Raw genomic sequence first — 21,747 nt, 5'->3', positions numbered from 1 at the left:
AGTGGCCCACCGCATAATTAGAATAATCTCAGGCAAAAAAAGAAGGCCGCAGGATATGCGGCCTTCCTCCAGTTGGACTAAATTTTTAGGATACGAGTAATGCAATTGTGCCCATGGCGGTGAAATATCCAGCTATAAGCCAGTATGCGAGTGCATCGTTGCTGTTGTAAATTTTTTTCATAATTGACATTCTTATGAGTTAAACAATACTTTTAAACCTTTGACTGTCACTTTATATATTACTACGACCAAAATGACACTTTTGTTAGTTATTTTAGTAAAATAAAAAGGTTTAAACGTTAAGTATGTCCATAAAAATTGTACAGAAAATTCAGCGTTTTTATATCATATACAAGAAGACAGCATGGGTACCTCCAAAACATAATTGGCTTATAAACAGGGAGGCCGTTGCTACACATAGCAACGGCCTCCCTCCTTCTGATACACATGGCCATACCCGGTATGGCCCGCTTTACGCGCTTTAGATCAGTTTTTTGTATCGGATACGCTTCGGCTCTACATCGCCCATGCGCTTCTTCTTGTTCTCTTCATACTCCGAGTAGTTGCCCTCAAACCAGTATACCTGCGAGTCGCCCTCAAACGCAAGGATGTGCGTGCAGATGCGGTCGAGGAACCAGCGGTCGTGGGAGATGATTACGGCGCAGCCCGCAAAGTTTTCCAGCGCGTCTTCCAGCGCACGGATCGCGTTCACGTCCAGGTCGTTGGTCGGCTCATCGAGCAGCAGCAGGTTGCCGCCCTCTTTCAGCGTCATGGCCAGGTGCACGCGGTTGCGCTCCCCGCCCGACAGCTTCTCTACCTTCTTCTCCTGGTCGCCGCCCGAGAAGTTGAACTTACTCACATAGGCCCTGGAAACTACCTGGCGGCCAGCCATGATCATGTGCTCCGTGCCGCCTGAGATCACCTCAAACACCGACTTGCCCGGGTCGAGCTGCGCATGCTCCTGGTCTACATAGGATATCTCCACGGTAGAGCCTACCGTAAAGTCTCCGGCATCCGGCTTCTCCTGCCCCGTGATCAGTTTAAACAGGGTGGTTTTACCCGCTCCGTTTGGCCCGATGATGCCGACAATGCCACCTTGCGGAAGCGCAAAGTTCAGGTCCTCGAACAACAGCTTGTCGCCGTAGGCCTTGCTCACGTGGTTCACCTCGATCACCTGGGAGCCCAGGCGCGGGCCGTCCGGTATAAACAGCTCCAGCTTCTCCTCTTTCTTGGAGGCCTCCTCCCCGACCATCTTATCATACTGGCTCAGACGGGCCTTCGACTTGGCGTGGCGGGCCTTAGGGGCCATCTTCACCCACTCCAGCTCACGCTGCAGGGTTTTCTGGCGCTTGCTCTCGGTTTTCTCCTCGGCGGCCAGTCGGTTCGATTTCTGCTCCAGCCAGCTGCTGTAGTTTCCTTTCCACGGAATGCCCTCGCCGCGGTCCAGCTCCAGAATCCAGCCAGCCACGTTGTCGAGGAAGTAGCGGTCGTGGGTTACGGCGATCACGGTGCCTTTGTACTGCTGCAGGTGCTGCTCCAGCCAGTCCACCGACTCTGCGTCAAGGTGGTTGGTGGGCTCATCCAGCAACAGCACGTCCGGCTCCTGCAAGAGCAGGCGGCAAAGGGCCACGCGGCGCTTCTCACCACCCGACAGGTTCCCGACGAGGGCATCCTCAGGCGGCGTGCGCAGCGCGTCCATGGCCCGCTCCAGGCGGTTGTCCAGTTCCCAGGCGTTCAGCTGGTCCAGCTTCTCCTGCACCTCGCCCTGCCGTTCGATGAGTTTGTTCATGGCATCGTCAGTCATCTCCTCGGCAAACTTCATGTTGATCTCGTCGAACTCCTTCAGCAGGGCCACCACCTCGCTCACGCCCTCTTCCACTACCTCGCGCACGGTTTTGGTGGGGTCCAGCTGCGGCTCCTGCTCCAGGTAGCCCACGGTATACCCCGGAGACCATACCACCTCGCCCTGAAACTCCTTGTCCACGCCCGCGATGATTTTGAGCAGGCTCGACTTGCCCGAACCGTTAAGGCCCAGCACCCCGATCTTGGCGCCGTAGAAAAACGACAGGTAGATATTCTTTAACACTTGTTTCTTTGGAGGGTAGATTTTGCTTACCCCGGCCATCGAGAAAATGATTGTTTCGTTACTCATGCTGTAATTAATAGTGTTTTGCTAATATTATTCCAAGATAGCGGACAGCAGAGGCTCGCCCCGCTTAAAATCCTATCCGCCTGATTCTTATTTGGTAAAGAATTACAAATATCGTAAAAATTCATGCATATGCACTTCGCAAAATTGGTTGAAATCCTTTAAACTTGTAAAAAACTGCATTGCGTGAAGTGCGTCTCTGCTTAACTTAGCACAAGAACGGAGCAACCGGCGATTTTTCCGATGTCCGAACCTATACAAATGCCGCGGGGTAGCCTGTGTGTATGCGACGGCCCGCTTGGCACAGCCAGGCTGCCTGATTTTTTTTCGACCCATAACCCTATCCAGTAACATGGAAAACAACGATCTATTGGACAAAGCCAAACTGTATGGCACTATTCAGGACCAGCAAGTGTGGCTAAAACCATTCATGAGCTACCCGGCCCGCCAGGTAGGAGACGTAAAAGAGTCTGAGGAAGACTCTCTGGTGTACTTTGCAAAGCGATTTGAGATGTTCCGGGAGAAAGTGGACAACCTGCTCGAGCGCATCGAGACCTCCGAGAACAAAGGCTCGTTCCTGATGAAAGTCCTCCACATGAAAGAGCAGGTAGGCAGCTACGATGCCCTCGGAGACTTTGAGAAAATCTACCATACCCTGACGGAGGCTGAGACAGCCATAAACGAAACCATACAGCAGAACCGCGGGAAGAACCTGACCACCAAGATCGCCCTGACCCAGGAGGCCGAAGCCCTGAGCGAGAGCATTGAGTGGCAGGAGACGACCGACAAGCTAAAAGAGCTCCGCACCACCTGGATCAAAACCGGCCCGGTGGAAAAAGAACTGACCGAGGAGATTGAGGAGCGCTTCAGGACGGCGGTGGAGAACTTCTTTGAGCGGAAGAAAAACTTCTTCGAAGACAAGAAGAAGATGCAGAACAGCATTTACGACAAATACCGCGACCTGATCTCGCAGTCGATGGCCCTGCAGAACTCCGAGGACTGGGAGAACACCACGGCCAAGCTGAAGCAGCTGCAGAACCAGTGGAAAGAGGTGGGCGGCACGCTGCCCCGCAAAACCATGACCCGGCTGTGGACGGATTTCCGGAAGGCGCACAACCATTTCTTTGAGCGCCTGAAGCACAAGATCAACAACGAGAAAACCGAGTCGCGCAGCAAATACTACGAAACGAACTTCGAGCGCAAGAAAGTGCTGGTGGAGGAAGCCGAGCAACTCCTGCAGCAGCATGCCCTCAACGATGCCGTGAGACGCGCCAAGGAGCTGCAGGCAGAGTGGAAAAAGGTAGGCCCCGTGAGCCCGGAAGTGTCTGACATGATTTGGGAGCGCTTCATCAAAGCCTGCGACCGGGTGTTTGAAACCAGCAGCCTGGAGCACTATATACGCAAGCGCCAGCAGGCTTCCAACGAGACGTACTCGGAGACCGACGACCTGCAGGCACGCATCAACGCCCTGAAAGACTTTATCAAGTCAGACAAAAACGAGCTGGAGGTGCTGGAGGGAAACCTGGGCAAGCTGAGCGACTCGCCCGGCAACGAGGCGTTCCGCAGCATGCTGCAGGGCAAGATCCGGAACTTCAACCGCAAGATCGGCACCAAAACAGCCATGATCGAGATGTTCAAGAGCCAGTTGAGCGCCATCAGCAGCTAGCACCCGCTGCATCATACCCTACTACAGACAGAGCAGCTGCCACACTATTGGCGGCTGCTCTTTTCTTTTGCGGCCTGCCTTGTTGCAGCCCATGTTACCGTGGCGCAAAAATGGCCCTAAAATATTCGGCGCTTTTTGAACATTTGTAGATTGTATGCGTTGTGTTGGTAAAAACAGACAAAAAAGCAATTTTTTTTTGCTGAAAATTTTTGTTTTTGTTTTTATTCATACTTTTGCAAACCATTTCAAAAAGCTCATTAGTTAAAGGAGAAAATACTATGTACTGGACACTTGAATTAGCATCATACCTGGAGGACGCCCCCTGGCCAGCCACGAAAGATGAGTTAATCGACTTTTCCATCCGCTCGGGTGCGCCGATGGAGGTTGTAGAGAACCTGCAGGCCCTGGAGGACGACGGTCAGCCTTACGAGAACATCGAGGAAATCTGGCCTGATTATCCTACCAAAGAAGACTTCATGTTCAACGAAGACGAGTACTAAAGGAATTACGAATTATTAATTCCGAATTACGAGTTGGGTTTCCTGGCCTGTATATTTATTCGTGATTAGTAATTCGGGACTCGTAATTGAAAAAGCTTGATCGTTGAGGCAAAAAACCTGGTTGCGGGCTACGGACAGCGCGTTCTTATCCGCAACCTTTCTTTTTCTATCGCAACCCCAGCCTTTGTCGCCATCATCGGGCACAATGGCGCTGGCAAGACTACGCTCTTCCGGGCCTTCCAGCAGAAAATAGCCTATCAGGGGCAGCTGCTGGTACAAAACCAGGACCTGGGGCAACATCACAAGCCCACAGCGCAGGGTATACTTTCCTATCTCCCTCAGAAAAACACCGTCAATTTCCCGATTACAGTGCATGACCTGGTGGTAATGGGGCTTTTCCGGAAAAAGCGCTTCTTTGAGAATTATGATGCTGCAGACTACGCGCTGGCAGCCCATACCCTGCAGCAACTGCAGCTCTCGCACCTCATCGACCACGACTTCACCACCCTTTCCGGCGGCGAGCAGCAACTGGTATGGCTGGCGCAACTCATGCTGCAGGACGCCCGCATCAACCTGCTGGACGAGCCCACCCAACAGCTGGACGTATATTACAAAAACCAGGTGTTTCAGTTGCTGCAGCAGTGGGTGCAGCAGTATGGCAAGACGGTGCTTTGCATCACCCACGACCTCCAGAACCTCCCGCCCTTGCAAGGCTTCCTCCTCAACCTCTCCAAACCCAACCCTGCCCTTGAGGTAATCTCAGCAGCAACAGTGCAGGAAAATCAGGCTTTTCTGGAAGCGGGACGGCAGCCGGTAGTATAAAGGGGGGGGGTATGCGTCGGGCTTAGATAATGAGCAGGATGGGGTAAGCCTGATTTAGGACTTCGTGCTGTCGGTGGCTCTTCTGTGGGTTTGGGCCTGTGGATACGCTATTGTGCAGGCACTCACAACGCTACTGTGCAGACACTCACAGGTCTGTTAGACACTGTGAGGTCGGTTTTGCAGCACTGATTGCGCAGCCCCATTATATATGCCGTGATAGGGTATGGCTCTGCTACTTACGCTGACTCTTCTCTGGCGAAGGCCTCGGCCAGCACCAGATCCTCGGGTGTGGTGATCTTGATATTGCGGTAGCTGCCTTCCACCAGCACGATCTTTTCCCCGAGTTGCTCCACCACCGAGGCATCGTCGGTGAAATGCGCCTGCTCGGGCTGGGCGTAGGCTTGCCGCAGGATACTGGCCCGGAAGCATTGCGGCGTCTGCACCATCCGGTAATTGTCGCGGGGCACCGCGCGGCTGCCGTCTGGCGTCAGCTCCCGGATGGAGTCTTTCGGGGAAACGGCCACCACCGCGCTGCCATGCAGGGCCGCCGCCTCGAAAGCGGCTTTAATCGTACCCGTTTCCACAAAGGGCCTCACGCCGTCGTGCACTGCCACCAGCGCCTCTCCCTGCACCGCATCCAGCCCATTTTTGACCGAGGCGAACCGCGTGGTGCCTCCGGCAACGGCCATATGGAACAGCCTGAAACTGTGCTTGCGGCAAAGCCCGCGCCACGTATCCAGTTGCTGCTGCGGCAAGACCACCACCAGCCGCACCTCGGGGTTATACCTATAAAACCGCTCGATGGTGTGCATCAGGATTGGCTTGCCTGCCACCTCGATGAACTGTTTGGGCAGCTCGTGCTGCATGCGGCTGCCCGAGCCGCCTGCCACGATGATTGCGTATTCCGGGAGTGGTGCCATAGCTTGCGTTAGAGAGTTAGCTTGAGTTAGAGAGTTAGAAAGTTAAGGGGTTAGAGAGGTATGAATTTAGCGCTGTAGCGCTGCGTAATTGGGTATGGCGCAGCCAGTATATCAACATCATGTATATCAACATGCAGAAGCAAAATGCCCCGACTGGTATGGACGGGGCATTTTATTCTGCTCAATTTATTTAATAGAGCGAATTATAGGATCAGCATCACGTCGCCGTAGCTGAAGAAGCGGTACTTCTCTTTCACGGCCTCCTGGTATGCCTTCATGATCAGGTCATACCCTCCGAAAGCGGCTGCCATCATCAGCAGGGTGCTTTCCGGCATATGGAAGTTGGTGATCAGGCAATTCGCTATTTTGAACTCGTACGGCGGGAAGATAAAGCGGTCTGTCCAGCCTTCGTTCGCCTTCAGGCGGTTACTGGCCGACACCGACGATTCCAGCGCACGCATGGTGGTGGTGCCGATGGCGCATACGCGCTTTTTGTTGTCGAGCGCCTTGTTCACCATCTCCACCGTTTCGGGCGGCACCCTGAAGTTCTCAGAGTCGGTTTTGTGCTTGGTCAGGTCTTCCACGTCAACGGGGCGGAAAGTGCCCAGGCCCACGTGCAGGGTCAGCGGAGTCACGTCCACGCCTTTTATCTCGAGGCGCTTCAGCACCTCTTTCGTGAAGTGGAGGCCTGCCGTCGGGGCGGCCACAGCGCCCACGTTTTTGGCGTACACTGTCTGGTAGCGCTCCCGGTCTTCCGGCTCTGCCTCGCGCTTGATGTACTTAGGGAGCGGCGTCTCGCCCAGGTCGTTGATGGTTTTGTAGAACTCCTCGTCCGGGCCGTCGAACAGGAACTTGATGGTGCGCCCGCGGGAGGTGGTGTTGTCAATCACCTCGGCCACCAGGTCGCTATCGCCGAAGTACAGCTTATTGCCGACACGGATCTTGCGCGCCGGGTCTACCAGCACATCCCACAGGTGGATTTCTTTGTTTAGCTCGCGCAGCAGAAACACTTCTATCTTCGCGCCGGTTTTCTCCTTGTTGCCATACAGGCGGGCCGGAAACACCTTCGTGTCGTTGACAACCATCACGTCGCCGTCGTCGAAGTAGTCCAGGATATCTTTGAAAACCCGGTGCTCTATCTTGCCGCTGTCGCGGTGCACCACCATCATGCGCGACTCGTCGCGGTTCTCGATAGGATGGGTGGCCAAGAACTCCTCGGGCAGGTCAAATTTGAATTCAGATAATTTCATAAATTAAATATTACGGTATTTAATGTGTCTGGCTTTTTCCCCTATAACAGGAAAGACCCCCGCGAGGGTTCAGCAAACTCCGGGAGGCAGAAACCAAAAAATCAAACCGCAAATTTACTCAGTTTGACCGAATTATTCTTACTTTTAAGGAATTAGTTCCGCATTCCTCAACCCGAATCCCCAGAAACTATGATATACCTACGGCTGATAGCAGAAAGTTTCCGTTTTGCGTGGCAGGCCTTACGGGCAAACATGCTGCGCACCTTCCTCTCGTTGCTTGGCGTCACCATTGGCATCTTCGCCATCATCTCGGTGTTCACGCTCGTCGACTCGCTGGAGCGCAACGTGCGCGACAGCATGAGCTTTATCGGCGACAAGGTGATTTACGTGCAGAAATGGCCCTGGGCCTTTGGCGGCAACTATCCCTGGTGGAAGTATTTTCAGCGCCCCGAGCCAAGCGTGCGCGAGTTCCGCCTGTTGGAAGACCGCATTACGAACAGCGCCGGGGTGGCTATTTTTGCCAGCAGGGGCAACAACACCTTCAAGCACCGCAACAACAGTTACTCAGAGGCCAACCTGATGGGCGTGACCTACGACTACAACAAAGTGTCTGAGATTCCGATTCTGGAGGGCCGCTACTTTGTTCCGCAGGAGGTGAACGCCTCCCGAAACGTGGCGGTGATCGGCGACGAAGTGGCCAAAACGCTATACCCCCAAAGCTCGGCCATTGGCCAGGAGCTGAAGGTAGGCGGCCAGAAGTTCGTAATCATCGGCGTGATCGAGAAGCAGGGCGAGAACATGTTCGGCATGCCCAACTTCGACCAGATGGGCATCATCCCCTATGGCTCGTTTGCGAAGATGTTTGACGTGGGCCCCAACGGAATCGGGTCTACCATCGCGGCCAAAGGGCGCGACGACGACCCTGGGCTGCAGGAACTGGAGTATGAGATCCGCGGCCTGATGCGCAACATACGCGGCCTGCGCCCCCGCGACGAAGACAGCTTTGCCATGAACCGCCCGGAGATGGCCACGCAGGCTATCGGCAGTTTTTTTGAGGTAGTGGGCCTGGCGGGCTGGGTCATCGGGGGCTTCGCTATACTGGTGGGGGGCTTCGGCATCGCCAACATCATGTTTGTGTCGGTAAAGGAGCGCACCAACATCATCGGCATCCAGAAATCGCTGGGCGCCAAAAACTATTTCATCCTGTTCCAGTTTCTGTTTGAGTCGGTGTTCCTGAGCCTGTTTGGCGGAGGCATCGGCATCCTGCTGGTGTTTCTGCTCACGCTCATCCCGCAGGAGATGATGGAGGTGACGCTTTCGGTGGGCAACATTATCCTGGGTCTCGGCGTATCGGCCGTGATCGGCATGCTCTCTGGCATTATCCCGGCGGTTTTGGCCTCCAACCTGGACCCCGTTATTGCAATCCGCTCTAAATAGATATATTTACACGCCGTGTTGCTGCGGTGCGCAACCACTGCACTGCGGCGCCTGCGCCTAACTTTTTTTGTGAAGATGAACGCCTGCCAACAGGCGGCCGGGAGCTCGCCTGAGCCCTGATTTGAAGATGACAAAATGACGAAACTTAGAAAAACGAGTAAAACCAAGCTGCACGAAGAAGCAGTGAACACTGGCAGCGGCCAGACCATCCTGAACCCGCACGTAAACAAAGACAAGGCTACCTCCATCACAGACCTGCGCGAGAGCGGCGAGTCGACGGCCGCACCCGCCTCTGAGGAGGAAAAGCGCATCCGGCAGGCCTTTGTAGACAAAGACTGGAACGAAATCAAAATTGCCGACTCCTGGCAGATCTTCAAGGTGATGTCGGAGTTTGTGGAGGGCTTTGAGAAGCTGTCTAAGATTGGCCCCTGCGTCTCGATATTCGGCTCCGCCCGAACCAAGAGCTCGCACAAGTACTACCTGATGGCCGAGGAGATCGCCGCGAAACTGGTGCGCCACGGCTACGGCGTGATCACGGGTGGCGGCCCGGGCATTATGGAGGCGGGCAACAAGGGAGCCCACTCCGAGGGCGGCAAGTCGGTGGGCCTGAACATCCAGCTGCCGTTTGAGCAGTTCAACAACATCTACATCGACTCAGACAAGCTCATCAACTTCGACTATTTCTTTGTGCGCAAGGTAATGTTTGTGAAGTATGCGCAGGGCTTCATCGGGATGCCGGGCGGCTTTGGCACCCTCGACGAGGTGTTTGAAGCCATCACCCTGATCCAGACCAAGAAAATCGGCGCCTTCCCGATCGTGCTGGTGGGCCGCTCTTACTGGGAGGGCCTCTTCCATTGGATCGAAAGCGTGATGCTGAATGAAGAGAGCAACATCAACCCGGAAGACCTTGACCTGGTGCATATCGTGGACAACGCCTCTGAGGCCGTGAAGATCATCGACGATTTCTACAGCAAGTACCTGCTGTCGCCGAACTTTTAACGGAAGCCATACCATACCATACCATACCATACCATACCGCTGGGTGTATACCCAACAGCAAGAGCAGGTCCTTTACGGGGTCTGCTTTTATTGTTGGAGGAGGTTGGCCGCTTGCGGTTTGCTGTATGGCATAGCCAGTTTTTGGAGCCCAGCCATAGCCGTCAGGTATATAAACGGCAGCAGGGGCAGCATAAACCGGTTGTCCCAGTCTACCCCGCTTACCAGCACCATCGCGGTGAGCAGCACAGCCAATACCCCCATCGCGATAAGCAAAGGGGTATAGACCTGCCGCTTGAGTATACCATACAGGGCAAGCGCATACTGCGGGTAAAAGAAAAGGCCGATCAACCCATTGTGGTACCCGGCAAAGTAAGGCCTGATCTGCCCCCAGTAGTATATAAACCTGAGTGCCGATCTTTTGAAGAAGAACCCGGGCTCCTGCCATACCAGCTGCAGTACCTGCTGCAAGGGAGACCCTGTTAGCGCAAGTTCCATTGTAGCCTCCACCCGCACCCCCTCATACCCCTGAATTACATTGCCCGTAACCAGATGGTCTGTGAAAGCGTGCAGGCCGCTCATGTCGGCCAGGAAGAGATGGGCGAGCAGTATGAACAAGGGCGTACCCCCGCCAACGATTACAGCAAACAACCACCGGAGCCGCCACCCTCTTTTTAGCCATGCGTCTGAAGCAAGGTAACTGGCTACTGCCAGCGCCACCATAAACCCGTTCGAGCGCAAAAACACCAGAAAAACAAGCAGCAGCGCCAGCTGGAGATACGCCCACTTCCGCCGCGCGGTGGCCATCCTCAGAAAAGCAATAAGGGTGATGCTCACGAACAGCGCCTCGGTATGGACATAGAAATTCCATTGCTGATAATCAGGCCAGACGACAAGCAGAAAACCCGCCAGGAATGCGACGGGGGCGCTGGCCGAAAAGTGGTACACGAGCTTGAAAAAAGCAACCGTAGCCGCCAACGAAAACGCCAGCTGCACCCAGACAACCCCAGCCACAGCGCCTGTTCCCTTCAGGAAAGCCGCCAGAAGCAGGGTATAACTCACGTAGCTTAGCCGGAACTCACCGCTTGAGAGCAGGCGGTTTGCGTCTTCTATATACCGGTAACTGTCGAACACAACCTGAACGCCGAATTTCTCAAAAAGCCAGCATTGCATCAACAGCCATAGGGCAACCAGGGCATACAAAAGGGAAGCGGCGGCTCGAGGCGTGTTTGGGAAAGGGAAACGAAACATCAGGCGCGTGAATTTATGCAAATGTAGATGATTGCGCTTTAAGTTCCGCAAACGCGGCACCCCATACCTCCCCCCTCGATTCCCTTACCCTTGCCGCCCCGGTTGCGTACATCTCTGCATGAGCATCCGATCAATCTTATTTGGGATGGCGAACGAGAAAACAAGGAAGGACCTGGAGGTCCAGGAAAAGCAGAACACCGAGATCCGGGACAGCCTGGCCATGGAGCGCACCAAGCTGGCCAACGAGCGGACATTTCTGGCGTATATGCGCACGGCGATGGCACTTGTGCTGGCAGGCCTCACGCTGATCCGTTTTTTCGAAGGCACGCTGTATATGGGCCTGGGCGCGCTGGCCATCGTTTCCGGGGTAGGCGTGGCCCTCTTCGGGTACCGCAGGTTCACCAAAAAGCAGGAGGCGATTACGCACCATACCACGGCGTATACCCCCACCAGCCCGATGCATGCGGAGGTGATGGCGCAGGAGAGGGCGGGTACTACGCCCCCATCCTGAGGCATCCGCGCGGAACAGCCTATACCTATACCTTGCTACACGGGCACGCGTATGCAAAAGTATGAGCGACCTTGAACGAGAGAAGATAAAGAAGCTGAAGAAGAAGCTGAAGGTGCAGGAGGCGAAGAACGCCGAGATCCGGGACCAGATGTCGGTGCAGCGCACCATCTTCGCCAACGAGCGCACCCTGATGGCTTACCTCCGCACCTCCATGACCGTGTCCATCGGCGGGTTCGCCGCCATTAAATTCTCCGACGATTTATACCTGGAGGTGATCGGGGCCATTCTCATACCTATCGGCATTATACTCGCGATCTACAGCTTTGTCAGGTATCGCCACAAGCAAAGCGTCATCGACAACCACCATCAGAATTACTGCATCACAAGCCACGAGCATGAGCAAGTGCACGCCAATGAAAAAAAACACTCCGACACCGAGATGGACGGCCTGACCTGACCACGGCTGCCGCGCCCTGGCAGGCCATCAGATTTGCGACAGGCTTGCCAGCAGTGACAAACTATCCCATTTTATAGCGGCTCCGTATATTCCCACAAAAAAGGGTATGCCGGGTTCAGAGCAGGAAGAGATAAAGAAGCTGAAGAAAAAGCTGAAGGTGCAGGAGCGGAAGAACGCCGAGATCCGGGACCAGATGTCGGTGCAGCGCACCATCTTCGCCAACGAGCGCACCCTGATGGCTTACCTCCGCACCAGCATTGCGCTGGTGGCCGGGGGCTTTGCCGCCCTGAAGCTGTCGCACCATACCTCCCTCGAGCTTTTTGGCGTCCTGTTTATGCTCCTGGGGGCCGCCCTGGCTGGCTACGGTTTCCTGCGGTACCTCCAAAAGCAGCGCGTGATCAAGCACCAGCGGCGCGACTATACCCATACCAGCCACAGACACGCTGAGCTCCACGAAAAACAGGCGTCCTATTATGGCAACATCGACTGAAACAGGCCAGTTTTACCATGCCTGCGGCTAAACTTATTGCCGGGGCTGCCTGTTAAGAAAGGTTAGCGACCCGCAACACGAAAGCGCTGATAATTTCATAACTTTGCTACTTAAACCAACTCACGCTGAATGGCTTTTAACCAAGAGCAACCTACAGACTCGGGCATAGCTTCCGCTGCTTTTTCCCTGGATGGGGAAGCACAACAGATTGAAGTTTACGGCGCCCGCGAACACAACCTCAAGAACATCTCTATAAAGCTGCCGCGCTACAAGCTGGTGGTGTTTACCGGCATCAGTGGCTCGGGCAAGTCGTCGCTGGCCTTCGACACGATTTACGCCGAGGGGCAGCGCCGCTACATGGAAACCTTCTCGGCCTATGCCCGCTCGTTTATGGGCGGCCTGGAGCGCCCGGACGTGGACAAGATCGAAGGGCTCTCGCCCGTGATTTCTATCGAGCAGAAAACCACGAGCCGCAACCCGCGCTCCACGGTGGGCACGATCACGGAAATATACGATTTCATGCGCCTGCTGTGGGCCCGCACGGCCGAGGCCTTTAGCTACGAGACCGGCGACAAGATGGTGCGGCAGAGCGACGACCAGATCGTCAGCCACATCCTGGAGCATTTTAACGAAAAGCGCATTGTGGTGCTGGCCCCCGTGGTGAAAGGCCGGAAGGGCCATTACCGCGAGCTCTTCCAGCAAATCCGCAAGATGGGCTTTATACGCGCCCGCGTGGACGGCGAGTTGGTGGAGATCACGCCTAAGATGCAGGTGGACCGGTATAAAATCCACGACATCGAAATCGTGATCGATAAGATTGTGGTGAAGGAGGAAGACCGCTTCCGCCTGTCGGGTTCAATACAGAACGCCCTGACGCATGGCAAGGGCACGGTGCTGATCCTGGACGCCGACGCAGAAAAGACGCACTTCTTCTCGCGCCACCTCATGGACCCGGCCACCGGCATCGCCTACGACGACCCGGCCCCGAACTCTTTCTCGTTTAACTCGCCCTACGGGGCCTGCCCTACCTGCAAGGGCTTAGGGGAGATACAGGAGATAACCGAGGAAACCGTGATCCCGGACAATAGCCTGAGCATCCGCCGGGGGGGTATAGCGCCGCTCGGAGAGTACCGCGACATCTGGATTTTCAAGCAGATCGAGGCGCTGTTCAAGCACTTCAAGGCCTCCGTCTCCACCCCCATCAAAGACCTGCCGGCAGACCTGCTGCAAATTCTGTTGTATGGCCTGGAGGAGGACCTGGAGGTGAGCACCAAGAAAGGGACCTACATTGTGGAGTTCGAGGGCATCGTCAACTTCCTGAAAGGGCAGATGGAATCCGACTCCGACAACATCCGCTCCTGGATAGAGGATTTCACGCAAACCACCGTCTGCCCGGACTGCAACGGCTACCGCCTCAAGAAAGAGTCACTGCACTTCAAGATCGACAATAAAAACATCGGGGAGCTCTCCGTTTTAGACATCACCAAGCTGGCTGCCTGGTTCGAGGGATTGGAAGACCGCATCAGCGAGCGCCAGAACGTGATCGCCAAAGAACTGCTGAAGGAGATCCGGAAACGCATCGGCTTTCTGCTGGACGTGGGCCTGGATTACCTGAGCCTGCACCGCCCGGTACGCACCTTGTCGGGGGGCGAGAGCCAGCGCATCCGCCTGGCCACCCAGATCGGCACGCAGCTGGTGGGCGTTTTATATATCATGGATGAGCCGAGCATCGGCCTGCACCAGCGCGACAACGAGCGACTGATCAATGCCCTGAAAGACCTCCGCGACCTGGGCAACACCATTATTGTGGTGGAGCACGACAAGGACATGATCCTGCAGGCGGATTACGTGGTGGATATTGGCCCGGGTGCCGGTATACACGGCGGGCAGGTGGTAACCGCCGGCACGCCGGAGCAGATGATGCAGGCAGGCACCACCACCGCCGACTTCCTGAGCAACCGCCGGGGCATTGCGGTATCGCTGCATAAGCGCCCCGGAACGGGCCAGGTGCTTCGCCTGAAGGGCGCGACGGGCAATAACCTGAAGAACGTAACGCTGGAGCTTCCGCTGGGCAAGATGATCTGCGTGACAGGCGTGTCGGGCAGCGGAAAATCGTCTTTGATCCACGACACGCTATACCCAATCCTGAACACGCACTTCTTCCGGGCCAAGCGCGATCCGCTCCCTTACAAGAAGATCGAGGGACTGGAGCATATTGACAAGGTAATCGAGGTGGACCAGTCGCCGATCGGGCGCACGCCGCGCTCGAACCCTGCCACCTATACCGGCGTGTTCACGGACATCCGCACGCTGTTTGCGCAACTGCCCGAGGCCAAGATCAGGGGTTATTCGCCGGGCCGCTTCTCGTTTAACGTGAAGGGAGGCCGCTGCGAGGCATGCGAGGGAGCCGGTATGCGCACCATCGAGATGAACTTCCTGCCGGATGTGTACGTGCCCTGCGAGGTATGCAAGGGCAAGCGGTATAACCGCGAGACGCTGGAGGTGCGCTTCAAAGGCAAGTCGATCACGGATGTGCTGGACATGACCGTGGAGCAGGCCGTGGAGTTCTTCGAGAGCCAGCCACGCATTCTGCGCAAAATACAGACACTGAATGAGGTGGGCCTGGGCTACATCACGCTGGGGCAGCAGGCCACTACCCTGTCGGGGGGCGAGGCACAGCGCGTGAAACTGGCCACTGAGCTGTCGAAGAAAGACACGGGCCAGACGCTGTATATTCTGGATGAGCCTACCACTGGCCTTCACTTCCAGGATATCGAGCACCTGTCGGATGTGCTGCACAAGCTCACGAACAAGGGCAACACTGTCCTGATCATCGAGCATAACCTGGATCTGATTAAGGTGGCTGACCACATCATCGACATTGGGCCGGAGGGCGGCGAGGGTGGCGGCAAAATTGTGGCCACGGGCACTCCCGAGGAGGTAGTGGCCGCAGGCAAGGGGTATACCGCCAAGTTCCTGAAGGAAGAGCTGGCGAATAGCCATTACCGCGACACGACCGCGGCAGGATAACACTTGCCCTATATAAACTAAAAGCGGCTGCCTCATGTGGGGCAGCCGCTTTTAGTTTAATGTGAACTTGGGAATATAGCGGTTGTTTTAAACTCGAAACCTATTGTTTTATAGCTTATTTTTCGCTCCACGCCCGCTGGGGCGCGTTTTCCCGCTCGGCACTGTGTACATTTCCTGCCTAACGGCTGCCACTGACGTGGCACCGGAAATCTACAAGGTGCCTCTCGGGAAAACTGGGAATCATTTTGTCCTGATCTAGCTAAACTATACTTCTCCAAAGCAAAAAACTTATTTGAAAGCAGGTTAATTTAGCGCTATGTCCGAGTTCGCGTTAGTTTAGGCATTTTCTATCTTGTCTTCCAGCTCTTCTACCATCTTCTGGTGCTGCCGCAGCAGTGGTAGTTGCTTGGAGGCGTATTGCTGCAGCCCCATCACCTTGCCGTTCTTCGCGATGTCCTCGTAACGCTCAATCAGTTCTTTATGCTGATCTACCAGGCGCTTCACATAAGCCAGGTCGAAGGCGATACCGGATTTGGCCGTGATCTCCTGATAAATCTCCTGATGCCGTGTGCCAAGGCTGCTCGGCAGCACAAAGTCGCCCTCCGTGGCTATCTGCTTCAGGTCGTTCAGCATCTGCTGGTGGTCCCGCTGCATCTCTTGCGCCAGGTCCTTCACTTCCGGACTCACAGCCATACCCTGTGCCGCCTCGCCCAGTTGCACCTCCAGCATGCTGGCACTGGCTGCCTCGGCAGCAAACAGGGCGTCGTTGTGCATGCCCTGCACACCGGCTGCCTCAAACTGTTGCACGCTTTGGTCGGTGGCCAGCCTTATGCTATCGTCGGAGCTGCAGGCGGTGGCAAACAAAAGGGCTGTGGCGGACAATACTGTCTGTATTAATCTTTTCATGGGGCCTTTTTTTTTAAAGTATAAAGCATCTGCAAGATAAAACTTACAGATGCTTATACCATATTATGTATGTACTAAAGTTGTGGGCCAACGGCTTACTTATTCACCATGTCCTTTACCTGCTTGGCACGGTCCAGGTGCTGGCGAAGTGCGGTTAGGGTGGTAGAGGCGAAGTTCTTCACTTCCATGTCCTCCAAATCCTCTGCCGCGCTCTCAAACATGTCTACGTCCTCTTCATGGTCGCTCACCATCAGATCCATATAGGCTTTGTCGAAATCAGCGCCCGTTTTTTCGCGCAGCTCGTTTACATGTTCCATATGCTCCTCGCCCATACTGTCGGGCAGCACAATGTTTTTCTGCTGGGCCAGTGCCTTCAGCTGATCGTTTGCCTTGGTATGGTCCGTCACCATCATATTGCCGAAGTCCTTCACCTCCTTGCTAGACCCCTTTTCGGCGGCAAGCTTGCCGAGCTCTACCTCCATCATGCCGCCGCTGGCCGCCTTGGTCATAAAGTCCGACATGTTTGTCATCTCATCTTCCATCTGGGTGTTCTCGGCGATTTCCTCGTTCACGTCCTGCGCCTCTTCCACGGCCCCCTGCTGCTGGTTGCAGGATGCCATACCGAAAAGGAGCGCCCCAATTATAATTCCTGTTGATGCTAATGTTTTCATAATTCTATTGTAGTTTAGTTCTCGGATAGTATGTAAACAGATTGATTATACGCCGCAGGCAATCGTTAGTTATCAAAACAGGCTCTGCTGTAGCCCTATAGCTGATTTTTGTTGTTCCGGGCAAAAGCGCGTGACGGCCTTCGGGGCTATACCACAGTACAATCAGCACGTATCCCACCAAAAAAACATCACATCAAAAATTGCACAATAAATAGATTTACATGAAGAAGAAAATGAGGAGAGGCAGCCGAAGCCTGATGACCGGGGCTTTGTTTGCCGTGTTGCTGGCGTGGCTGCCGCTGGCCGGCGCACAGGCCCAGCATGAGGAGGAGGAAGATGACACTCACCTGATCAACACCGACCATGACCGGGTGCTGAAGCTGAACCCGCTGCAGTTGGGGGAGGTATCGGTGGCTTACGAAAAGGTGCGCACGGCGCGCGTCTCCAACGAGATCGGCCTAAGCTATATATACCGCACGTTCCTGAACGAAGACGCCTGGGTTCCGACGGAGAAGCGCGTGCACGGAATCGGGATCCGGATGAGCCAGCGCAAATACACCAAGAAAAACATCGGCCACCCTTTCGGCTTTTTCCGCGGCTTCGTGTTCGGGTACCGCTTCATGCTGTTCGAGAAAGACGTGTTTGGGCTGCCCGAGCAAGACCCAGGCGACCCGGATTACCGGTTTATCGGGCGGCTCTACCAAAACTCCCTGGACCTGAGCTACCAGGTCGGGGGGCAGTTTAAACTCTCGAAACACCTGACAGCCGAGGCTGCCGGGGCACTGGGTGTGCGGGCGAAGTATGCGCTGGCCACGAACGCTGGCGACCTTATTGCGGAACGCATGGTCGGGCACATGTTGGCGCAGGAAAACAGCTCGGCCCTTTTTGTGGTGCCGTTGCCACAGCTCAAACTCACGGTAGGCTACTCTTTCTAGCACCCCTGCGGGCGTAGCGTATACCTGCCCGAAGCACCAGCCTTTGCAGCAAGGGCTGGCGCTTTGGGCAAGGTATAGCAGCTGGCTACTCGAGTTTGCTTAGTACTGTGTAGGCCTGCAGTTTGCCGTTCCGGTAGGTTTCGGAGCGCACCATCCCGATCTCGGGCACATAGTATTCTACTGTTTCCATGCGCATGCCGGGTATTTTCATACCCATGGCCTGGTTCTCCATAGCAGTAGTCTGCCGGATTTTGTAGCTCTCGAAAGTGCCGGCAGGCACCTTTACCTTTTCCTTGCTCTCCACAGTGCGGTCCGTCACGTTCATGACCATGGTCATCATACTGCGGCCGCTTTTTTTGTCCTTCATTTCCATGGTCATGGTGCCGTCCTCCAGCTTCTGGCCCGCCCTCAGATTAATGGGGTACAGCATTTTATCGCCCTCCATCGTCATTTCCATCTCCTTGTAAGCGTCCATCATCTGCGTGTTCATCACAGAGCGCATGTCCATCCAGATGGTGCCGTCGGCGCAGCCAACCGTAAAGTCGCCTTCCGTTACCAGCTTGCCCTTGGGGTCATATACCTGGCTGTGGATGTCTGCCTCCACCTCGTTGCCGGTATGGGTAACCTGCGCCACTTTGTAGGTGATCCGGGCGGTTTGCCGGTCCTTGTCGTCGTAGCTCAGCATCTCGTACGCCGCGTTGTCGTGCAGCAGCTGGAATTGGGAGCAGGTGGATTGCGCCTGGGCTGGTGCTAAAAGCAGCAGGCAGGCAAGAAGGGGGAAGAGCGTTTTGCGTAACATAAGCGTATCAGTTTAATTCATCTTATGTTATACTATATCCAGACCGATGTTGGAGGTGTTTTGGGGAGGATTTTAGCGTATAAGGCACGATTGCCTATGTATAGCCTGCGTTGTTTTAAGCGAAAAGAGCCGGGCAGTGTCGCCCGGCTCTTTTCGCTTCATTTGCTCAGATAAAATATTTAACGCCCCTTGAATTGTGGCTTTCGCTTCTCGTTGAAGGCGGTTACGCCTTCTTTGTAGTCCTCGGAGTTGCCGGCTATCTTCTGGCAATACGCCTCGTAGTCCAGCATCTCGTCCAGGGTAGAACTGAAGGATTTGTTGAGCATTTTCTTCATCAGTCCAATGGCTTTGGTGGGGCTGGCGGCATAGCGGGCAGCCAGGTCGGCCACGGCGGCATCCAGGTCCTCGGGTGCCACTACTTTGTTTACCATACCCAGCTCAAGCGCCTCCGCAGCCGACACTTTGGAGCCGAGGGTACTCAGCTCAAACGCCTTCAGGGAGCCTACGGCGCGGGGCAGGAAAAAAGAAGAGCCGGAATCCAGCACCAGTCCCACGTTCACGAACACCTCGATCATACTGGCAGCCGTGGAGGCCACCACCAGGTCGCAGGCCAGGGCAAGCGAACAGCCAGCGCCCGCCGCCACACCGTTCAGCTTGCAGATAATTGGCTTCGGAAGGTTGCGCATGGCCCTGATGATGGGGTTGTAGCGCTTCTCCAACGACTCCGACAGGTCGCGCTTGTCGGCGTTGGCGATGGCTTTCAGGTCCTGGCCGGAGCAGAAAGCCTTGCCCGCACCCGTCAGTACCACCACGCGCACGCTTTCGTCGCGGGCCACCTGCTTCAGGGCATCCTGTAGGTCGTAACTCTGCTGATCGTTGAAGGCGTTGAAAACGTCCGGGCGGTTCAGCGTGATCGTAGCGATCCCATCCGTGATATCATATAGTAAGCACTCGTAGTTCATCTGTAGCTGCGTTAGTTATACCTAACAAAGTTAACAAAACGCCTCTTTGCGGCAAGCGGCCTCTTCCTCCCTTTCCTACAGCCCGGTATAGGCAGCGCTTACGGCTAGCAGCAGCCCACTGCCAAGCCCCGCGTATACCTGCGCTGGCGTATGCGCGTGCAACGCCAGCCGCGCCGTCAGGACGGCCCCCGTCAGCAGGAGCGCCGCCGCAATGGGGAGTACCATCCGCGCCTCCGGGGCAAGCCAGTTCAGGACCAGCAGCAAGCCGAGCGCCCCGCCCATACCCATGCCGTGGGCGCTTATCTTCCAGAAAAGCGAGATGACGTAAGTCAGGAAAACGGAGGCGGCGATAATGCCCATCACAAAGTAAAAAATGGCGTCGAAGGCGGCCTCGCGGTATAGCAGGTATGAGGTGGCCATATAGCAGATGCCCGTGAAGAGCAGGGGCAGGCCGCGCTGCTCGCGCTTTTCCATCTCCACGGAGTCGAGGTGGCCGAAGCGCACCATGCTGTAGGCCGCCACCCCCGGAATGATGAACGTGGTAAAAAAGATCATGGCCAGCACCACCCACCGCACCCTGAAAGGCAGCGTAAGGGTAGACTCGGGCATATAATACAGGATAATGGCGAATAGGTAAGTGGGGAGCAACAGCGGGTGCAGCACCCCCGACAGCACCTGCGCAAGCGTACGATTCACTATTAATTACGGGTTAAAATAATTACGAATTAAGAATTACAAATTACGAATGAAAGCCTTGTACTAACTATCCGCCTTGCGGGTCAGAAGTCACAGCAAGGGCCATGTTATATTACTAAAATAGCAGCCCGTTTCGTTAAAGGTATTGGAGTTCTCTGGTGCGATTTCAACAAAGGCCATTCGTTTTATCCTCCCCTCAGGGCAGGCTATACCTGCTTTACAACGCCTGCACCTGCTGCCAGATTTGCTCATTTACCGGTATACCCTCCTGCTCATTCTGGCGGCGGGTGGCGAGCGAGCTTTCGCCTGGGTACCGGATCTCATCGCCCTCATGCATCAAGGCACTGGTTTTGGTATACTCGATGATGCGCTCGCTGATACTTTGGTCTAGGTGGCTGGCGTTGATGCACAGGAAAAGCTGCGACACCCCCGACTCGTTTTCTTCCGCCGTGATTTCGCTGGTAGAGCGGCCGTTGCTGAGCGAGGCCACCAGCACATCGATGACAAGAGCCAGCCCGGAGCCTTTCCAGAACCCGATAGGCAGAGGTCGCTCGGTTTCCCTGATCTGGGCAGGATCTTTCGTCAATTCTCCCTTTACGTCATACCCTCCATCCATCGGCAGTTGCTTGCCTTTTAACTCATACTCCTGCAACTTGCCGTAAGAATACTGCGACATGGCCATGTCGAGCACAATGTGCCCCTTCTCTCTGGGAACAGCGATCACCATGGGGTTGTTGCCCAGGCGTGCTTCTGTGCCTCCCCAGGGCGGCATGTTGGCGATGGTGTTGGTGGTGCAGATGCCAATGCACCCGGCGTCGGCGGCCTGCCAGCCATACGTGCCAGCGCGCATCCAGTGGTTGGTGTTCCGGACCGCCACGCAGCCCATCCCGTTCTCCTTTGCCAGCTCGATTGCCCGCTGCATGGCTTTGGTGGCCGTATACATGCCGGGGGCCAGGTGGCCATCCCACTGCTCGGTCACGCCGTGCTGCGCCACCCTCTCCGGCTCCGCATTTGCATTCACCAACCCGTCTTTTACCATCTGCACAAACACCGGGAAACGATTGAGTCCGTGTGAGTAAACCCCGTCCCGGCTGTTTTCGGCAAAGATGCGTGCACAAAGGCTCGCCTTTTCTTCTGTAAACTCCAGCTTCAAAAGCACACGCTTAAACTGCGCCTTTAGCTCTTCAAAGGAAATTCTCATACTGTTCGGTTTTGTTGGGCTTTAGAGCATGTTTAAAATTCATCTTTTGGGCTGCAAATTGTTCATAAAGGAACCTGACTTCGCCTTTTTATCACCCC

General features: G+C 55.2%; 20 protein-coding genes. 10 read left to right on the top strand and 10 right to left on the bottom strand.

All coding sequences use genetic code 11. From position 1 onward, the window contains the following. Window positions 1-481 precede the first annotated feature (481 nt). Complete coding sequence (gene ettA / locus MKJ04_RS11155) at window positions 482-2,152, bottom strand: energy-dependent translational throttle protein EttA (RefSeq protein ID WP_241641719.1); 1,671 nt, start codon at window positions 2,150-2,152, stop codon at window positions 482-484. A 349-nt stretch (window positions 2,153-2,501) separates the two neighbouring features. Here ettA and MKJ04_RS11150 point away from each other — a divergent pair, with 349 nt between their 5' ends. The 3 genes from MKJ04_RS11150 to MKJ04_RS11140 all read left to right on the top strand — a co-directional run bounded on the left by MKJ04_RS11150 (window position 2,502) and on the right by MKJ04_RS11140 (window position 5,137). Further along, window positions 2,502-3,815: a DUF349 domain-containing protein gene (locus MKJ04_RS11150; RefSeq protein WP_241641718.1), complete on the top strand. Its 1,314-nt coding sequence runs from the start codon at window positions 2,502-2,504 to the stop codon at window positions 3,813-3,815. A gap of 278 nt (window positions 3,816-4,093) precedes the next feature. Beyond that, window positions 4,094-4,315 carry a DUF2795 domain-containing protein gene (locus tag MKJ04_RS11145; protein WP_025608825.1) on the top strand — a complete coding sequence of 74 codons (222 nt, stop codon included), beginning with the start codon at window positions 4,094-4,096 and terminating at the stop codon, window positions 4,313-4,315. Between the two features lie 96 nt (window positions 4,316-4,411). Beyond that, window positions 4,412-5,137 (top strand): ABC transporter ATP-binding protein, encoded by a 726-nt coding sequence (locus MKJ04_RS11140; protein ID WP_241641717.1) that lies wholly within the window; start codon window positions 4,412-4,414, stop codon window positions 5,135-5,137. 236 nt (window positions 5,138-5,373) lie between these two features. Here the strand turns inward: MKJ04_RS11140 and MKJ04_RS11135 are convergent, their stop codons facing one another. Together MKJ04_RS11135 and queA are read right to left on the bottom strand one after the other, a co-directional pair. Continuing rightward, window positions 5,374-6,057, bottom strand: a complete 684-nt coding sequence (locus tag MKJ04_RS11135) for a 2-C-methyl-D-erythritol 4-phosphate cytidylyltransferase (RefSeq protein WP_241641716.1) — start codon at window positions 6,055-6,057, stop codon at window positions 5,374-5,376. Window positions 6,058-6,260: 203 nt separating this feature from the next. Further along, entirely contained in the window at window positions 6,261-7,307 is a 1,047-nt protein-coding gene (gene queA, locus MKJ04_RS11130; protein ID WP_241641715.1) for a tRNA preQ1(34) S-adenosylmethionine ribosyltransferase-isomerase QueA, read from the bottom strand. A 189-nt stretch (window positions 7,308-7,496) separates the two neighbouring features. Between queA and MKJ04_RS11125 the strand changes: the two genes are divergently transcribed. Beyond that, complete coding sequence (locus tag MKJ04_RS11125) at window positions 7,497-8,744, top strand: ABC transporter permease (RefSeq protein ID WP_241641714.1); 1,248 nt, start codon at window positions 7,497-7,499, stop codon at window positions 8,742-8,744. Between the two features lie 135 nt (window positions 8,745-8,879). Further along, window positions 8,880-9,743, top strand: a complete 864-nt coding sequence (locus tag MKJ04_RS11120) for a TIGR00730 family Rossman fold protein (RefSeq protein WP_241641713.1) — start codon at window positions 8,880-8,882, stop codon at window positions 9,741-9,743. A gap of 87 nt (window positions 9,744-9,830) precedes the next feature. On the opposite strand, the gene MKJ04_RS11115 is transcribed toward MKJ04_RS11120, so the two are convergent. Next, window positions 9,831-10,913, bottom strand: a complete 1,083-nt coding sequence (locus MKJ04_RS11115; RefSeq protein WP_241641712.1) for a hypothetical protein — start codon at window positions 10,911-10,913, stop codon at window positions 9,831-9,833. 196 nt (window positions 10,914-11,109) lie between these two features. On the opposite strand from MKJ04_RS11115, the gene MKJ04_RS11110 reads away from it, so the two are divergent. From MKJ04_RS11110 to uvrA, 4 genes are all read left to right on the top strand, one after another. Further along, the gene (locus tag MKJ04_RS11110; protein WP_241641711.1) at window positions 11,110-11,502 is read left to right on the top strand and encodes a YidH family protein; all 393 of its coding nucleotides are present in this window, start codon (window positions 11,110-11,112) and stop codon (window positions 11,500-11,502) included. Window positions 11,503-11,563: 61 nt separating this feature from the next. Then, on the top strand, window positions 11,564-11,959 hold the full coding sequence (locus MKJ04_RS11105; protein ID WP_241641710.1) for a YidH family protein: 396 nt from the start codon (window positions 11,564-11,566) through the stop codon (window positions 11,957-11,959). Between the two features lie 106 nt (window positions 11,960-12,065). Next, the gene (locus tag MKJ04_RS11100; RefSeq protein WP_241641709.1) at window positions 12,066-12,449 is read left to right on the top strand and encodes a YidH family protein; all 384 of its coding nucleotides are present in this window, start codon (window positions 12,066-12,068) and stop codon (window positions 12,447-12,449) included. Window positions 12,450-12,578: 129 nt separating this feature from the next. After that, complete coding sequence (uvrA, locus tag MKJ04_RS11095) at window positions 12,579-15,479, top strand: excinuclease ABC subunit UvrA (RefSeq protein WP_241641708.1); 2,901 nt, start codon at window positions 12,579-12,581, stop codon at window positions 15,477-15,479. A 336-nt stretch (window positions 15,480-15,815) separates the two neighbouring features. Here the strand turns inward: uvrA and MKJ04_RS11090 are convergent, their stop codons facing one another. Together MKJ04_RS11090 and MKJ04_RS11085 are read right to left on the bottom strand one after the other, a co-directional pair. Continuing rightward, window positions 15,816-16,385: a DUF4142 domain-containing protein gene (locus tag MKJ04_RS11090; RefSeq protein ID WP_241641707.1), complete on the bottom strand. Its 570-nt coding sequence runs from the start codon at window positions 16,383-16,385 to the stop codon at window positions 15,816-15,818. Window positions 16,386-16,480: 95 nt separating this feature from the next. Next, a complete protein-coding gene (locus MKJ04_RS11085) occupies window positions 16,481-17,056 on the bottom strand; it encodes a DUF4142 domain-containing protein (RefSeq protein WP_241641706.1) in 576 nt (191 codons plus the stop codon). A 221-nt stretch (window positions 17,057-17,277) separates the two neighbouring features. On the opposite strand from MKJ04_RS11085, the gene MKJ04_RS11080 reads away from it, so the two are divergent. Beyond that, the gene (locus tag MKJ04_RS11080) at window positions 17,278-17,991 is read left to right on the top strand and encodes an ABC transporter ATP-binding protein (RefSeq protein ID WP_241641705.1); all 714 of its coding nucleotides are present in this window, start codon (window positions 17,278-17,280) and stop codon (window positions 17,989-17,991) included. 85 nt (window positions 17,992-18,076) lie between these two features. On the opposite strand, the gene MKJ04_RS11075 is transcribed toward MKJ04_RS11080, so the two are convergent. The 4 genes from MKJ04_RS11075 to yiaK form a co-directional block, all read right to left on the bottom strand. Beyond that, a complete protein-coding gene (locus tag MKJ04_RS11075) occupies window positions 18,077-18,790 on the bottom strand; it encodes a hypothetical protein (protein WP_241641704.1) in 714 nt (237 codons plus the stop codon). Between the two features lie 179 nt (window positions 18,791-18,969). After that, the gene (locus tag MKJ04_RS11070) at window positions 18,970-19,752 is read right to left on the bottom strand and encodes an enoyl-CoA hydratase-related protein (RefSeq protein ID WP_241641703.1); all 783 of its coding nucleotides are present in this window, start codon (window positions 19,750-19,752) and stop codon (window positions 18,970-18,972) included. A gap of 75 nt (window positions 19,753-19,827) precedes the next feature. After that, window positions 19,828-20,448 carry a hypothetical protein gene (locus MKJ04_RS11065; RefSeq protein WP_241641702.1) on the bottom strand — a complete coding sequence of 207 codons (621 nt, stop codon included), beginning with the start codon at window positions 20,446-20,448 and terminating at the stop codon, window positions 19,828-19,830. Window positions 20,449-20,665: 217 nt separating this feature from the next. Continuing rightward, window positions 20,666-21,649 (bottom strand): 3-dehydro-L-gulonate 2-dehydrogenase, encoded by a 984-nt coding sequence (yiaK, locus tag MKJ04_RS11060; protein ID WP_241641701.1) that lies wholly within the window; start codon window positions 21,647-21,649, stop codon window positions 20,666-20,668. Window positions 21,650-21,747: the final 98 nt, after the last annotated feature.

It is taken from the genome of Pontibacter sp. E15-1, assembly GCF_022601975.1.
Classification (GTDB): Bacteria; Bacteroidota; Bacteroidia; order Cytophagales; family Hymenobacteraceae; genus Pontibacter.
This window is presented reverse-complemented; position numbering and strand designations above follow the sequence as displayed.